Genomic DNA, 14,586 nt, shown 5'->3' on the forward strand with positions numbered 1-14,586 from the left:
TTCGACGGGCTATCAATCAAGGTGCCAACAACACTCAGAACGCTACGGATGTCTGCACATACACGGTGCGTGGCTCACCGACATATTTACCCTTGTTGTTGTCATCAAACGAGCGCGTGAAGTACTGCGTGTTGAAGATGTTCTTCACTCCCACCGCCACGTTCAGATCCGCCAACTGCGGCCCGAAGTCATAACCCGCGCGGCTACTGAAAAGCATGTAACCCGGAATCTTGCCGGTACTGCCGTCGGCGCTTTCTTGTGAGGTGTTGGCGTTGTCGGCGAACTGGTCACTCTGGAAACTGCTGTCCAGATTCAACTTCCATGGCCCTTCGGTGTAACCCACGCCGATCGTGCCTTTGTGCTTCGAGGCGAACGGCACCCGATTACCTTTGTTCGGCCCGTCTTCACGAATGGTCGCGTCAACGAAGGCGTAAGTCGCGTAGACATCGAAACCGGCCAGCGCCGGGCTCAAGTCATCCAGCGCGTAATTGACGCTGGTCTCAATGCCCTGATGACGGGTTTCGCCACGGGCGATCACCGAATCGTTGGTCTGGTTGCTTTCGTACTGATTGTCGAAGTTGATCAGGAACGCGCCGATTTCCGCGCGCAACGCGCCATTGTCATAGCGGGTGCCAAGTTCCCAGGTACGGGCCTTTTCCGGTTTCACTTCGCCGCTGCTGACGCGGTTGGGCATCTGGCTGTACTGCACGCTGCCGAACGAACCTTCGGTGTTGGCGTACAGGTTCCAGCTTTCGGTCAGGTGATAAAGCACATTCAACGCCGGCAGCGCGGTGTTGTAGTCGCCTTTGTATTTGACGTTGGTCAGGTTGTTGGTCTGCTGCGACTCGATCATCTCGTAGCGCACGCCCGGGGTGATGGTCCATTTGCCGATGTCGATGCGGTCATCGACGAAGAACGCATTGGCCTCTGTGCCGCCACGGGTGTCGCGGTCATTGCGGCTGTTGGTGGTCGGGTATTCGTTGCTGGCGATCGGCGTGCGATAGCGCAGTTCGTGGCCCGCCTCGTTGATGTAACGATAACCGACGCCGACTTCATGGCTGCTCGGGCCGAGGTCGAAGCCCTGGGCGAAACGGGTTTCCAGACCACGCACCCAATACTCGCGCGGCGACAGCGAGAGGAACGAGCCCTGATCGAGATAGCCGCTACGCAGGGTTTTGGTGAAGAAGGTGTTGGCGGTGAATTCGCGGCGATCTTCCTGATAGCGATAGCCGAAGTTGAACATCGTGCGACGGCCCCAGAACTGGTCTTTCGGACGCGTCGACTGATACGGATCGGCATCGTAATCGGCGACGTTCAGACCGCCGGGCATGTCGGCCTTGCCTTCGTAATATTGGGCCATGGCGTTGAAGCTGTTGGCCTCGTCGAGCTGATATTTGCCCTTGAGAATCAGGTCGTCGATTTCGGTGTCGCTGTGTTCGCGCCAGTCACCGCCACGGGTGCCGGAGTACAGCAACGCGCCGCCGAGGCCATTGGCATTGGTGCCACCGGCCAACAGGTTGGCGCTGGTCTTGAAGCCGTCGTGACTCGACGAAGGGCTGGTTTCAGTCTGGAAGCCGCCCTTGACGGTTGGCTCGTCAGGAATCGCGCGGGTCACGAAGTTGACCACGCCGCCGACGTTCTGCGGACCGTAGCGCACAGCACCGCCGCCGCGCACCACGTCCACAGCATCCATGTTGCCCATGCTGATCGGGGCGAACGACAGCTGCGGTTGGCCGTAAGGGGCGAACGGCACCGGGATGCCGTCCATCAACACGGTCGAGCGTGCGGCCAGGCGCGGATTCAAACCGCGAATGCCGAAGTTCAGCGCCATGTCATGGCTGCCAGTGCCGTTGTTTTCCGGGGCGTTGACGCCGGGGATGCGGTTGAGCACATCGCGCGCTTGAGTCGCGCCCTGACGTTCGAACTCTTCGCGGCGGATCACATCGCGAGCGCCCGGATGTTCGAAGACGTTGACCTGTTCGGCTTCACCGAGCCAGTCGCCGACGACTTTCGAGGTGTCCAGCTCCAGCGCGGCATCGGCGATCGGTTGCAGGCTGAACGCGTTGTTACCTTCGGCGCGTGCTTGCAGACCGGTGCCTTCGAGCAGCGCATTCAAACCTTGCTCAGGCGTATAGCTGCCTTCCAGACCACGGCTTTGTACGCCGCTGGTGACTTGTGAACCGAAAGAAATCAGCACACCCGCTTCACGGCCAAACTGGTTGAGGGCGTTTTCCAGTGACGACGGCGCGATGTGATACGCCTTGGCATCGGCCGCCATTGCGGCGGGCAGGGCGCTGAAACTCAGGCTGGCGCCGAGGACGAGGTTGCGCAGGGTGCGGGCCAGTGGCGTGAGGCGGGTGGGGTGCATGGTGGGTGATCCTGAGAAGGTGGAATCAAGGGGGCTTTCCTTCTCTGTCACGCCAGATCTGAAAAACGGCTCATTTATTTTTCAAGGATCAAAAGATCGCAGCCTGCGGCAGCTCCTACATCTGGAATGCATATCTCCTGTAGGAGCTGCCGAAGGCTGCGATCCTTTGATCTTGTTCCTTACACCCGCGCCTCAACGGTCACCCAATAGCGGGTAAAACGCTTAACCTTCACCGGCAAACTGATTTCCAACAGATCGAGAATCCGCTCACTTTCGTCCAGCGGGTACGTCCCGGAGAGCAACAGGTCGGCGACGTTTCTGTCGCACTTGAGCTGCCCACGACGATACCGACCCACCTCATCGAGAAAATCGCCCAGCCGCATGTGCGCCGCGACCAACATGCCATCGACCCAGGCGCCACTGTTGGCGTCCAAGGGTTTGGCTTCACCAACGGCGGTCGCGGTAAAACTCAGCTGTCGAGCGACCGGCAGCAACATCGGCGCACGTCCATCGGCGGTCAGCTCGACCCGACCTTCAAACAGTGCAACCTGCGTGCGATCGGCAAATTGCCGGACATTGAGCCGTGCTCCCTGAGTTCTCAGCATTCCCTGCGCCGTACGCACTTCAAACGCGTGCGACGCGGTCAAGGACATTTCGCCTTCAAGCAAACGAATCAGGCGCTGATCAATCCGCACGTCAGCCGCACTCGCCGTGTTGAGATGCAATTGATCGCCCGCGCCCAACGCCACTTTGCGCCGTTGGCCAACCGGGCTGCGGTAATCAGCAAGCAGTGACGGCAGCGGATTGTGTTCGCGCATGCCCCAGGTGGCGGCCGAACCCGCGCCGAGAATCAGCAGCAGTTTCAGTGCGTGACGTCGGCTAGCGGACTTCGGCGCGTTCAACGCCGCATGCGCCAATGGCGAAGACACACCGCGCAGTCGCTGGTTGACCCGCTGAATGTGTTCCCACGCCCGACGGTGTTCGCTGTGCGCATCCAGCCATTGCTGCATCGCCATCTGCTGGCGCGGACTCAGTGCGCCTTGCTGCATTTCCATCAGCCAGTGCACCGCTTGTTCGGCGACCTGCGAGGAGAAATCCGGAGCGCGGTTCATAGGGCGAAGTAGCAGCGCATCGCCGCCTTGTTCAGATGACGTTTGACAGTGGCCACGGAGATGCCGAGTTCAGTGGCGATCTGTGGATACGTCAGGCCATCGACCTGCGCGAGCAAAAACGCGCGTTTGACCTGACGCGGCAAGCCATCGAGCAGCTCATCCAGTTCGATCAAGGTTTGCAGGATGATGGCTTTGTGTTCTTCCGACGGCGCGACCATTTCCGGCATTTGCGCGAGCGTGTCGAGGTAGGCGCGCTCCAGGTCCTGACGGCGGTAGTGATTGAACACCACCCGCTTGGCGAGGGTGGTGAGAAAGGCGCGCGGTTCGATGATCACCGGCGACTCGCGCGCGGTCAGTACCTTGATAAAAGTGTCTTGCGCCAGATCCGCCGCGCTGTCCGGGCAGCCGAGCTTGCGCCGCAGCCAGCCGGTAAGCCAGCTGTGATGGGCCTGATAAAGCGATTCGACGCAATGGGCGGACGACAACGGTATTACTCCGGGCGCTGTGATGACGCGGTAGAGAGCATGCGTTAGAGAACAAGAACTGTTCGCATTGTAGAGGCTGGTTATACTTCCCGGCAATCAGATGCTTTTGCATATGAGAATATTTATCATTAATATTGCTCGCCTATTGGTTCGGCTTGTCGGCCGGACGTTTTCGTTTCAGGGTCGAAACATGAAAGCCAAACTCGCCGCACTCCCCATGTCCTATCGTCTGGCCGTCACCTCACGGGTGCTGGCCGCGGTGTTTGGCGGTTATCTGGTCGCGGCGCTGGCCAGTGTCACACTGACGATGTGGTTGCCATTGAGCCGTGCCGAAGCCGTGGTGACCGGCATGACCGTTTCGTTTCTGGTCTATCTGGTGGCTGTGCTCTGGTGCTTCGCCTGCCGCACCGCATGGTCGGCGTGGGTCGGTCTGCTGGTGCCGAGCGTGATTCTGGCGACCATCTCCGGCGCCGCGCGCGGGTTGGGTTTTGCATGAAAGAGGGCTTTCGCCAGGCGATGGCCTGGTTGCACACCTGGACCGGACTGGTGTTCGGCTGGCTGCTGTTCGCGATTTTTCTGACCGGCACCCTGGCCTATTTCAACGACGAAACCACGCATTGGATGCAGCCGGAAATCCCGGCGCGGCCGATCAATGCCGAAACAAGCCTGAGCCTGGCGCAAGATTATCTGCAGCAACATGCGGCCGGTGCTTCGCGCTGGTTGATCGACTTGCCCGATGCGCGTGACCCCGGCCTGACCGTGCGCTGGCAACAGGCGCCCGCGCAACCCGGCGTACGGGGACGTTTCGAATCGAAAACCCTCGACGCCGAGACCGGCGCCGAAGTGCAAGGCCGCGAAAGCATGGGCGGCGAGTTCTTCTACCGTTTCCACTTCCAGCTGCAGATGCCTTATCCGTGGGGACGCTGGCTGGCGACCATCGCCGCGATGGTGATGTTTGTCGCGCTGATTACCGGGATCATCACCCACAAGAAAATCTTCAAGGACTTCTTCACCTTCCGTCCGCGCAAAGGCCAGCGCTCGTGGCTTGACGGGCATAACGCGGTGGGCGTGCTGGTGTTGCCGTTTCACCTGATGATCACTTACAGCAGCCTGGTGATTTTTATGTCGATGGTCATGCCGGCGAGCATTTTGGCGTCGTACGGTAGCGACGTGAACAAGTTTTATGATGAGGTTTTTCCTGCATCCAATACCCCGGAACGCGCCAACATTCCGCAGGCGCTGGCGCCCATGGCACCGCTGTTGGCCAAGGCCAGCGAGCGATGGTCGGGCGGCCATACGGCGCGACTGTCGGTGAACAATCCGGGCGACGCCAACGCGACAGTGGTGCTGTCGCGTGCCGGCGATCGCGTGGTGCACGATTTCGGCCGTGCGGTGACGTTCAACGGCGTAAGCGGGCAGATGCTCGGCAGCACGCCGGATCAGCCGATGGCCATGGCCGTCGGCGGCGCGTTCTACGGTTTGCACATGGGCCACTTCGCCGGCCCGGTGTTGCGTTGGCTGTACTTCATCTGCGGGCTGGCCGGCACCGCGATGATCGGCACCGGGCTGGTGATCTGGCTCGGCAAGCGTCAACTCAAACATGCCAAAAGCGGCGTGATGCCATTCGAGCTGCGCTTGGTGGAGGTGCTGAACATCGCCAGCATGGCCGGGCTGGTGTCGGCGGTGGCGGTGTTTTTCCTGGCCAATCGTCTGCTGCCGACAGGTCTCGCCGGGCGTGCGGATTGGGAAGTGAATGCGTTCTTTATCGCTTGGGGTTTGAGCGTGGTGCACGCGCTTTTGCGTCCGGGTCGCAAGGCCTGGGTCGAGCAACTCGCGTGCGGCGCGTTGCTGTTTACGACCGTGCCAGTGATCAATGCGCTGACCACGCCGTGGAATCTCGCTGCGACCCTGATGCAGGGCGACTGGACGCTGGCCGGTTTCGATCTGACCTGCCTCGCCACCGGCGTGTTTCTCGCCTGGGCCGCGTGGAAAATGCAGCGTGCCAGCAGCACCGTCAACGTGAAAAAAACCCGTCGTGAAAAGACTCGACCGATCACCCTTGAGCAGGGAGCAAACTGATGCTGTTGGCGCTGCTGCTGTGTTACGCAGGGTTCACCGCGTTGTGTCTGTCGATGCCGCGACATCACGATGAATTGCTCGGCCACAAACCTTCGGCCGCACGTCGTCAGGCGCTGAAAATCGCTGGCTGGTTGTTGCTATGTTTGTCGCTGTGGGCGGCGGTGACCGTGAACGGTTGGAGTTTTGGTTTGGTCGACTGGTTCGCCGTGCTGATGCTCAGCGCATTGACCCTGGTGTTGCTGCTGCCTTATCGCCCGCGTCTGGCGTTGGCGCTGGCCGGGCTGAGTCTGTTGGCCAGTCCGGTCGCTGCATGGGCGCAGTGCTGACGTGCTGATCGGTGTCCCTCCGGAATCCCGCGACGACGAACCGCGTGGGGCGCGTGCGCATTTTCTCCAGGTATTTCTGTCCCAGCGTTCGCAGATGGAAGCGCTGGTGAATCGGCGCGTCGGCTGTCGGGCGACAGCGGCGGATCTGGTGCAAGATTTGTTTCTGCGTTTCTGGCGGCGGCCGCTGGTGCAGGTTGAAGAACTCAGCACCTATCTTTTGCGCTGCGCCGGCAACATCGCCATCGACCATTTGCGCAGCGAAGGCACGCGTACGCGGGTCAACGAAGGCTGGCAACCGGATGAGCCGGACTGCCACGGCAGCGAACCGCAAGCCGCGCTTGAAGCGGGCAATGATCTGCGCCATGTCGAAGCCGCGTTGCGCGCGTTGCCCGAGCGCACTCGGCAGATCTTCTTGCTCAATCGCATCCACGGTCGCAAGTACGCAGACATCGCCAAGGCCATGGGCCTGTCCCAAAGTGCCGTGGAAAAACATATGATGCGCGCCCTCGAGGCCTGCAAGGCCAGCCTGCGCGAACCCGCGCCACGCACGCCAGGGAAAGCACCGTGACTCACATCGACCGCGTCAGCCCGACGCCCGCTCAGGAACAGGCTGCCTTCGCCTGGCTGAGCCTGTTGCACGATCGACCGAGTGCTGGCGATCAACTGATTTTCAGCCAATGGCTGCGCGCCGACCCGGCCCATGCCGAGGCCTATGCGCAGGCTCAGGTTGTCTGGGAATTGAGCGAGGGCCCGGCGCAAACCCTGGCCGCTGAAGATGACGTGGCGTTGCAGGGTTACCTCAAGGCAATGGACCGACCGCGTGGTACGCAGTTGAAACGCTGGTCGGCCGCACTGGCGCTGGCCGCATGTCTGCTGCTGATGGTCAGCCTCGGTACGGGCTGGCAACCGCAGCGCTGGATCGATGATCTGGGCGCCGATTATGTTTCCGCGCCCGGCGAAATCCGCACGCTGACCCTCGCCGACCAATCGCAAGTGACCCTCGATGCCGACAGCGCGATTGCCGTGGATTTCAGCCGTGGCGAGCGCCATGTGCAGCTGCGTCGCGGCGGCGGTTTTTTCAGCGTGACGCACACCGGCGATCCGTTTGTGGTGGCGGCTGATCAAGGTGAAGCGCGGGTGCTCGGGACGCAATTCGAAGTGCGTCTGCAGCCGCATGGCGCGCAGGTCACGGTATTGTCAGGACGCGTTGGCGTGAAGGCGGATCATCTGGGCGAACAACAGATTCTCACGGCCGGGCAGCAGGTTGCTTATGCCGACGGCACAGCGCAAAAACTCCATGGGGTGGACAGCGAGGCGCAACTGGCCTGGCGTCAGGGCTGGCTGACTTACTACAAGTCGACATTGGCGGAGGTGGTCGAGGATTTGCGCCGGTATTACCCGGGGCGGATTATCGTGCTCAACGATGAGTTGGCGGCGCGCAAGGTCAGTGGCAGTTTTCCGAGCAAGGATCCGCAGGCTGTTCTGAATTCTCTGCAAGGGGTGTTGGGGTTTGAGCAGCATCAGGTGTTGGGGCATTTGATTATTTTGCGTTGAGGCGACGTCAAAAGATCGCAGCCTGCGGCAGCTCCTACATTGAAATGCGATCCCCTGTAGGAGCTGCCGAAGGCTGCGATCTTTTGATCTTGAAAAAATATTTTCAAATTGTGATGAGGTAAACCCGAACCCCATCCGTGTAGTGACTGAAACTGCGAGTCATTCGCATCCGTTACGGTTCTACACAGGTCATTGAGCAATGAAGTCCAGGGCAAAATCGGGTTCGGTCAAACAGTGGTTAAGCGTGTCGGCGTTGAGTTTTTCGGCTTTGGCATTGTTGCCGATGAGCATCGCCCTGGCCGCTGAAACTGTCAGCAGCCAAGCGCAAAAACAGTTCAATTTCGCCTTGGCCGCCAAACCGCTGCCGCAAGCCCTCAGCGACTTCAGCCGCGTCACCGGGCAAAGCGTGGTCTATACCGATGAAGCGCCGTACGGTCTCACCGCGCCGGCGGTCAGCGGCCAGATGAGTGCGGAACAGGCGCTGCAGAAGTTGCTCACAGGTTCCGGTCTGAACTTTCGCCGCACCGACAGCCACACCCTGGCGCTGGAACCCAAACCGACCGAAGGCGCACTGAACCTCGGCGCCACCACCATCACCTCGCTGCGCGACGAATCGACCAGCTACCAACCGCCGCCAACCAGCTCGGTAATGCGCTCGTCGGCCTCGCTGCAGGAAGTCCCGCAGACCGTCAACGTCATCCCGGCGCAGGTCATCCGCGATCAGGCGCCGCGCAATCTCGACGACGCACTGGCCAACGTCAGCGGCATCACTCAGGGCAACACCTTGGGCAGCACGCAGGACTCGGTGATGACGCGCGGTTTCGGCGACAACCGTAACGGCTCGATCATGCGCGACGGCATGCCGATCGTGCAGGGCCGTGGCATGAACGCTACCGTGGATCGCGTCGAAGTGCTCAAGGGCCCGGCCTCGTTGCTCTACGGGATTCAAGACCCCGGCGGCGTGGTCAACATGGTCAGCAAGAAGCCGGAACTGACGCCGTACAACGCACTGACCCTGCGCGGTTCGACCTACGGCGACGGCAAGAACGGCAGCGGCGGCACCTTCGACAGCACCGGCGCACTGGGCGATTCCGGGCTGGCCTATCGCATGGTGCTCGACCACGAAGACGAAGATTACTGGCGCAATTTCGGCACCCACCGCGAAACTCTGATTGCCCCGTCGCTGGCCTGGTTCGGTGAAAGCACCAAGCTGTTGTTCGCCTACGAGCATCGCGAATTTCTCACGCCGTTCGACCGTGGCACCTTGATCGATCCGCGCACCAATCATCCGCTGGACATCTCGCGCAACGAGCGTCTCGACGAGCCGTTCAACAACATGGAAGGGCGGTCTGATCTCTATCATTTCGAAGCCGACCACGAACTCAACGACGACTGGAAAGCCCATTTCGGCTACAGCTGGAACCGCGAGACCTACGACGCCAGTCAGGTGCGCGTAACCGCCATCGACACCAAAAAAGGCACGCTGACCCGCAGCATGGACGGCACGCAAAACGCGATCAGCACTGACCGTTTCACCACCGCCAGTCTCGAGGGCAAAGTCAATGTGCTGGGCATGCAGCATGACCTGGTGTTCGGCGTCGATGACGAGTACCGCAAGATCTACCGCGCTGACCTGATTCGCCAGAAAAGCCTGAGCACCTTCAGCTACGTCAATCCGGTGTATGGCCGTGAAGTCGAAGGCACCACGGTCAGTGCCGCCGACAGCGCGCAGACCGATGAACTGCGCAGCGATTCGGTGTTCATGCAGGACTCGATTCACCTCACCGATCAATGGATTCTGGTCGCAGGCGGGCGCTTCCAGGAGTACGACCAGTACGCCGGCAAAGGCGTGCCGTTCAAGGCCAACACCGACAGCAACGGGCAGAAGTGGGTGCCGCGCGCCGGCCTGGTGTATCGCTACACCGACGCCTTGTCGTTCTACGGCAGCTACACCGAATCGTTCAAACCCAACTCGACCATCGCCCCGCTGAGCGGCAGCAGCACCGTGCTCGACGGCAGCATCGCGCCGGAAGAAGCCAAGTCGTGGGAGCTGGGTGCGCGTCTGGATATGCCGGGCCGCATCACCGGTAACATCGCCTTGTTCGACATCAAGAAACGCAACGTGCTGGTGGCCAACGCCGAGGGCCCGACGACGATTTACAGTGCGGCCGGCGAGGTGCGCTCGCGCGGTCTGGAACTGGACTTGACCGGGCAACTGAGCGAGCACTGGAGCATGATCGGCAGCTACGCCTACACCGACGCCGAAGTTACCGAAGACCCGGACTACAAAGGCAAACGCCTGCAAAACGTGGCGAAGAACACCGGCTCGTTGTCGGCGGTGTATGACTTCGGCAGCGTGATCGGCGGCGATCAATTGCGCGTCGGCGCCGGGGCGCGGTATGTCGGTGAGCGGGCGGGTAACGCGGTGAATGATTTCGATCTGCCGAGCTACACCGTGGCTGATGCGTTTGCTACCTACGACACCAAGGTTGAAGGGCAGAAGGTCAAGTTTCAGCTCAACGTGAAGAACCTGTTTGATCGCACTTACTACACCTCGGCGGCGAGCCGGTTCTTTGTGTCGATGGGCGATTCGCGGCAGATCTCGCTGTCCAGCACCTTAGAATTCTGAGGCAACAGCAACAGATCGCAGCCTGCGGCAGCTCCTACATTTTCCCGTGTAGGAGCTGCCGCAGGCTGCGATCTTTTGCTCTTCTACCGCAAAAACGCCTGCCGATACTCGCCTGGCGTTCCACCCAACACCTGCTTGAAACGGTTGGTGAAATGGCTCGCACTGGCAAACCCACAGGCCAGCGCAATCTCTCCCAACGGTAGCGAAGTGTTGCGCAACAATTCCCGTGCGCGACTCAAACGTCGCGCCAGCAGGTACTGGTGCGGCGGCAGGCCGAAGCTCACGCGGAACATCCGCGCAAAGTGGTATTCCGACAAGGCACACAATCCCGCCAATTGCCCGAGGCTGATCGGCTCGGCCAGCTGACTGTCGATGAACTCGACCAACTGCCGGCGTTGATGCGCGGCCAGCCCACCCTTCAGACGCAAACCCGGACGCGCGCCGACCTGGCTGAGCAAGGTGTGGCTGATCAGTTCATGCGCCAGGCTGCTGGTCAGCAAGCGTTCGGCGGGCTCTTCCCAGTTCAGGGTCAGCAAATGCCGAAAGCGCTGCGCCTGCTGCGGGTCTTCGAGAAAGGTCTGTTCACGCAACTGCATTTCCCGTGGCTCGCGATCAAGCAAGGTGACGCAACCAAGGGCAAATTGTTCAGGGCTGAAATACAGGTGCGCCAGACGGATATCGCCATTGATGACCCAACCGGACTGGTGATCAGCCGGCAGGATGCACAGTTTGTCCGGCCCGCCCTTGTTGCCTGGCTGGCCGCGACGAAACGTGCCCGTACCGCCATCGATGTAGCACGAGAGGGTGTGATGGCTCGGCGCTTCGTATTCCTGGGCGTCGTGGTGGTTGGTCCACAAGGCTGCAGACAAGCCGTCACCGAGCTCGGCGCTGTGCACCAGGCGTGCATTCGGCGAACGGTTAAGCGCTTGAAAGACTTGCAGGGTATCGATGGCGGCCATGATCGGTTCTCTTCAACGCCTTGCATCCTACTCCGTAGACGCCGCGCTGCCAGCCTGCCGCCAGACAAAAGCGCAAGAATCTGCAAGCGCGCCGACGCTGGGTGCATCACGCTCAATCCCTATCCAACGCAAAACCTGTAGCGAGGGAGATTGCTCCCGCCTGAGTGCGCAGCGCTCACAACAATGTGCAGGCAGCCAGATTCTTGGGGCCGCTTCGCAGCCCGGCGCGAGCAAGCTCGCTCGCCACAGAAAAGCGTTCGGCGTTATCTCCAGGAGCTTGCACCATGAATCTGTCGTTGTATTTGCTGACCGTGCTGATCTGGGGCACCACCTGGATTGCCTTGAAATGGCAACTGGGCGTGGTCGCCATTCCGGTGTCGATTGTCTATCGCTTTGGTCTCGCCGCGCTGGTGCTGTTCGTCTTGCTGTTGCTCAGCCGTCGCCTGCAGCCGATGAACCGGCGCGGGCATCTGATTTGCGTGGCGCAGGGGTTGTGCCTGTTTTGTGTGAACTTCATGTGCTTTTTGACCGCCAGCCAATGGATTCCCAGCGGTCTGGTCGCGGTGGTGTTTTCAACCGCAACGCTGTGGAACGCGTTGAATGCACGGGTGTTCTTTGGCCAGCGCATTGCGCGCAATGTGCTGATGGGCGGTGCGCTGGGGCTGTTTGGCCTGGGCATGCTGTTCTGGCCTGAGTTGGCCGGGCATCAGGCCAGTCCACAAACCCTTCTGGGGCTGGGTTTGGCACTGTGTGGCACCTTGTGTTTCTCGGCGGGCAACATGCTTTCGAGCCTGCAACAGAAGGCCGGGCTCAAACCACTGACCACCAATGCCTGGGGCATGGCGTACGGCGCGGCGATGTTGTCGGTGTGGTGTCTGGTCAAAGGCATCCCGTTCGACATGGACTGGTCACCGCGTTACGTCGGTGCGCTGCTGTATCTGGTGATTCCGGGTTCGGTCATCGGCTTCACTGCTTATCTGACGCTGGTCGGGCGTATGGGCCCGGAGCGGGCGGCTTACTGCACGGTGTTGTTCCCGGTGGTGGCGCTGAACGTCTCGGCGTTTGCCGAAGGTTATCAATGGACAGCGCCGGCGCTGATGGGACTGGTGTTAGTGATGCTGGGTAATGTACTGGTGTTTCGTAAGCCGAAAAGAGTGGTGGTGCCGGTTCAGGGAAAGTTGGCTTGAAATAAACGAGTGCTGAACTTCAGTGCTCGACTTTCAAACTGATGTAAATCATCACCGGGAACATGAAATCGACAATATGCCGTGCCCAGTCTTTGGCATTCCATGATTGCGAAGTGTCCATGTCAAACCACTCCACTCCCACGGTTTGCAGGCAGACGTAATAAATGAAGATTGCCGCAAGTATGCCCATGATCGAGAACTTTTTTGCCTCGTGGAATACCTCGGCGGGTGCGTTGATATGGCGCAGCAACTGGTAAGTGCCAATCAGGCAGAGCACGGTGTAGGTGACTTCCATGGTGATGATGAACCAGTAGATCCGGTGATGAATCATCGGCGTCTCAATGGCTCGATACTTGATGCTTTCACTGGCCGTGGTGGTGTCCATGCTCAGGATGTGAGCCACGTAGGTGTAGTTTGCATTGTAGTCGGTGAAGTTGTGGATGATCACCAGCAGGCCAAAGAAACTGATGTAAGCCATCAGTATCACTTTGCTGTAGCGGATAAGTTTGTCGGTGTTCAAGATGTTCACGGCTTTAGCTCTCCATAGCGCTTGTCGATCATTCGGCAGCCGGGCAGAGCTTATAATGCTGTTGTTTGATTTTGTCTGTTGTTCGATTTCAAGTTATGTATGGCGATAACGAACGGGCAAGTACGATGTCGCACTTGCCCGTGCTCTTTTATCCGCGCCAGACTTGCGGGTTCACCAAGTCTTGCGGGCGCTCACCGAGCAGGGCGCTGCGCAGGTTGGCGAGGGCGCGGTTGGCCATGGCTTCGCGGGTTTCGTTGGTTGCGGAGCCGATGTGCGGCAGGGTCACGGCGTTTTTCAGTTTGAACAGCGGCGATTCGGCCAGCGGTTCTTTTTCGTAGACGTCCAGACCGGCGCCGCGAATGCGGTTTTTTTGCAGGGCTTCGATCAGGGCGGGTTCGTCGACGACCGGGCCACGGGAGATGTTGACGAGGATGGCGCTTGGTTTCATCAGGGCCAGTTCGCGGTGGCTGATGAGGTGGCGGGTTTTGTCGCTGAGCGGCACCACCAGGCAGACGAAATCGGCTTCGGCGAGCAGTTGGTCGAGGCTGCGAAATTGGGCGCCGAGTTGTTGCTCGAGTTCGGTCTTGCGGCTGTTGCCGTTGTAGATGATCGGCATGTTGAAGCCGAGGTGGCCACGGCGGGCGATGGCGGCGCCGATGTTGCCCATGCCGACGATGCCGAGGGTTTTGCCGTGTACGTCGCTGCCGAACAGCGGGGCGCCGACGCTGGCTTGCCATTGGCCGGCCTTGGTCCAGGCGTCGAGTTCGGCGACGCGGCGGGCGCTGCTCATGATCAGGGCGAAGGCGAGGTCCGCAGTGCTTTCGGTGAGGACGTCGGGGGTGTTGGTGAGCATGATGCCGCGTTGGTTGAAGTAGTCGAGGTCGTAGTTGTCGTAGCCGACGGAGACGCTGGAGACGACTTCGAGTTTGCTCGCGGTTTCGAGTTGGGCCTGGCCGAGTTTGCGGCCGACGCCGATGAGGCCGTGGGCGTGGGGCAGGGCTTCGTTGAATTGGGCGTTGATGTCGCCGGTTTTTGGGTTGGGGACGATGACGTCGAACTCTTGTTGCAGGCGTTCGATCATTGGCGGGGTGATGCGGCTGAAGGCCAGGACAGTCTTTTTCATTGGTTTTGGCTCGTTGTCGGGCTTGATGCCAAGCACGCTAACATTTTTGTTTGGGGGGTGTCTTGGCGGCCTTTGGGCCGACCATGTTCTTGGGGTTTTGGGTGTATATCCGTTTTTTGGGTGATAGCGGATTAGGGTTTCGCCCTTACGGCGAGTCACCTTTTCCAAACGCCGAAAAGGTAACCGAAAAGGCTTGCTCCTACGTGCGGCCCGCTCGCTAAAGCTCGGGGTTCCT

General features: G+C 60.2%; 13 protein-coding genes. 7 read left to right on the plus strand and 6 right to left on the minus strand.

Translation table 11 applies throughout. The features are described from left to right. Positions 1–34: 34 nt before the first annotated feature. From fecA to PMI37_RS28155, 3 genes are all read right to left on the minus strand, one after another. Positions 35–2,368, minus strand: a complete 2,334-nt coding sequence (gene fecA, locus PMI37_RS28145; protein ID WP_008087783.1) for a TonB-dependent Fe(3+) dicitrate receptor FecA — start codon at positions 2,366–2,368, stop codon at positions 35–37. Positions 2,369–2,547: 179 nt separating this feature from the next. Then, positions 2,548–3,480, minus strand: coding sequence for a DUF4880 domain-containing protein (locus PMI37_RS28150; RefSeq protein WP_008087785.1), 933 nt, complete (start codon positions 3,478–3,480; stop codon positions 2,548–2,550). Then, the gene (locus PMI37_RS28155; protein WP_008087786.1) at positions 3,477–3,965 is read right to left on the minus strand and encodes a sigma-70 family RNA polymerase sigma factor; all 489 of its coding nucleotides are present in this window, start codon (positions 3,963–3,965) and stop codon (positions 3,477–3,479) included. The genes PMI37_RS28150 and PMI37_RS28155 overlap by 4 nt, the downstream gene beginning before the upstream one ends. Positions 3,966–4,155: 190 nt before the next feature. Between PMI37_RS28155 and PMI37_RS28160 the strand changes: the two genes are divergently transcribed. The 6 genes from PMI37_RS28160 to PMI37_RS28185 all read left to right on the plus strand — a co-directional run bounded on the left by PMI37_RS28160 (position 4,156) and on the right by PMI37_RS28185 (position 10,553). After that, on the plus strand, positions 4,156–4,461 hold the full coding sequence (locus tag PMI37_RS28160; protein ID WP_008087787.1) for a DUF3649 domain-containing protein: 306 nt from the start codon (positions 4,156–4,158) through the stop codon (positions 4,459–4,461). Next, entirely contained in the window at positions 4,458–6,044 is a 1,587-nt protein-coding gene (locus tag PMI37_RS28165) for a PepSY-associated TM helix domain-containing protein (RefSeq protein WP_008087788.1), read from the plus strand. The genes PMI37_RS28160 and PMI37_RS28165 overlap by 4 nt, the downstream gene beginning before the upstream one ends. After that, positions 6,044–6,370, plus strand: coding sequence for a DUF3325 domain-containing protein (locus tag PMI37_RS28170; RefSeq protein ID WP_008087790.1), 327 nt, complete (start codon positions 6,044–6,046; stop codon positions 6,368–6,370). The genes PMI37_RS28165 and PMI37_RS28170 overlap by 1 nt, the downstream gene beginning before the upstream one ends. A 1-nt stretch (position 6,371) precedes the next feature. Beyond that, a complete protein-coding gene (locus PMI37_RS28175) occupies positions 6,372–6,938 on the plus strand; it encodes an RNA polymerase sigma factor (RefSeq protein ID WP_008087792.1) in 567 nt (188 codons plus the stop codon). After that, the gene (locus tag PMI37_RS28180) at positions 6,935–7,924 is read left to right on the plus strand and encodes a FecR family protein (protein ID WP_008087793.1); all 990 of its coding nucleotides are present in this window, start codon (positions 6,935–6,937) and stop codon (positions 7,922–7,924) included. The genes PMI37_RS28175 and PMI37_RS28180 overlap by 4 nt, the downstream gene beginning before the upstream one ends. Positions 7,925–8,123: 199 nt before the next feature. Beyond that, positions 8,124–10,553 carry a TonB-dependent siderophore receptor gene (locus PMI37_RS28185; RefSeq protein ID WP_008087795.1) on the plus strand — a complete coding sequence of 810 codons (2,430 nt, stop codon included), beginning with the start codon at positions 8,124–8,126 and terminating at the stop codon, positions 10,551–10,553. Between the two features lie 83 nt (positions 10,554–10,636). Here PMI37_RS28185 and PMI37_RS28190 read toward each other — a convergent pair whose 3' ends face one another. After that, positions 10,637–11,512 (minus strand): helix-turn-helix domain-containing protein, encoded by an 876-nt coding sequence (locus tag PMI37_RS28190; RefSeq protein ID WP_008087797.1) that lies wholly within the window; start codon positions 11,510–11,512, stop codon positions 10,637–10,639. Between the two features lie 284 nt (positions 11,513–11,796). Here PMI37_RS28190 and PMI37_RS28195 point away from each other — a divergent pair, with 284 nt between their 5' ends. Beyond that, positions 11,797–12,699 carry a DMT family transporter gene (locus PMI37_RS28195; RefSeq protein WP_008087799.1) on the plus strand — a complete coding sequence of 301 codons (903 nt, stop codon included), beginning with the start codon at positions 11,797–11,799 and terminating at the stop codon, positions 12,697–12,699. A 19-nt stretch (positions 12,700–12,718) separates the two neighbouring features. Here the strand turns inward: PMI37_RS28195 and PMI37_RS28200 are convergent, their stop codons facing one another. Both PMI37_RS28200 and PMI37_RS28205 read right to left on the minus strand, forming a co-directional pair. Continuing rightward, a complete protein-coding gene (locus PMI37_RS28200) occupies positions 12,719–13,228 on the minus strand; it encodes a DUF2165 family protein (RefSeq protein WP_008087801.1) in 510 nt (169 codons plus the stop codon). A gap of 148 nt (positions 13,229–13,376) precedes the next feature. Next, positions 13,377–14,351 (minus strand): 2-hydroxyacid dehydrogenase, encoded by a 975-nt coding sequence (locus PMI37_RS28205; RefSeq protein WP_008087803.1) that lies wholly within the window; start codon positions 14,349–14,351, stop codon positions 13,377–13,379. Positions 14,352–14,586: the final 235 nt, after the last annotated feature.

Origin of the sequence: Pseudomonas sp. GM80 (assembly GCF_000282515.1) — a bacterium.
Lineage (GTDB): Bacteria > Pseudomonadota > Gammaproteobacteria > Pseudomonadales > Pseudomonadaceae > Aquipseudomonas.

Coding starts and splice junctions, on each gene's coding strand:
- fecA (WP_008087783.1), bottom strand. CDS start 2,368: ATGCACCCCACCCGCCTCACGCCACTGGCCCGCACCCTGCGCAACCTC.
- PMI37_RS28150 (WP_008087785.1), bottom strand. CDS start 3,480: ATGAACCGCGCTCCGGATTTCTCCTCGCAGGTCGCCGAACAAGCGGTG.
- PMI37_RS28160 (WP_008087787.1), top strand. CDS start 4,156: ATGAAAGCCAAACTCGCCGCACTCCCCATGTCCTATCGTCTGGCCGTC.
- PMI37_RS28165 (WP_008087788.1), top strand. CDS start 4,458: ATGAAAGAGGGCTTTCGCCAGGCGATGGCCTGGTTGCACACCTGGACC.
- PMI37_RS28170 (WP_008087790.1), top strand. CDS start 6,044: ATGCTGTTGGCGCTGCTGCTGTGTTACGCAGGGTTCACCGCGTTGTGT.
- PMI37_RS28185 (WP_008087795.1), top strand. CDS start 8,124: ATGAAGTCCAGGGCAAAATCGGGTTCGGTCAAACAGTGGTTAAGCGTG.
- PMI37_RS28190 (WP_008087797.1), bottom strand. CDS start 11,512: ATGGCCGCCATCGATACCCTGCAAGTCTTTCAAGCGCTTAACCGTTCG.
- PMI37_RS28195 (WP_008087799.1), top strand. CDS start 11,797: ATGAATCTGTCGTTGTATTTGCTGACCGTGCTGATCTGGGGCACCACC.
- PMI37_RS28205 (WP_008087803.1), bottom strand. CDS start 14,351: ATGAAAAAGACTGTCCTGGCCTTCAGCCGCATCACCCCGCCAATGATC.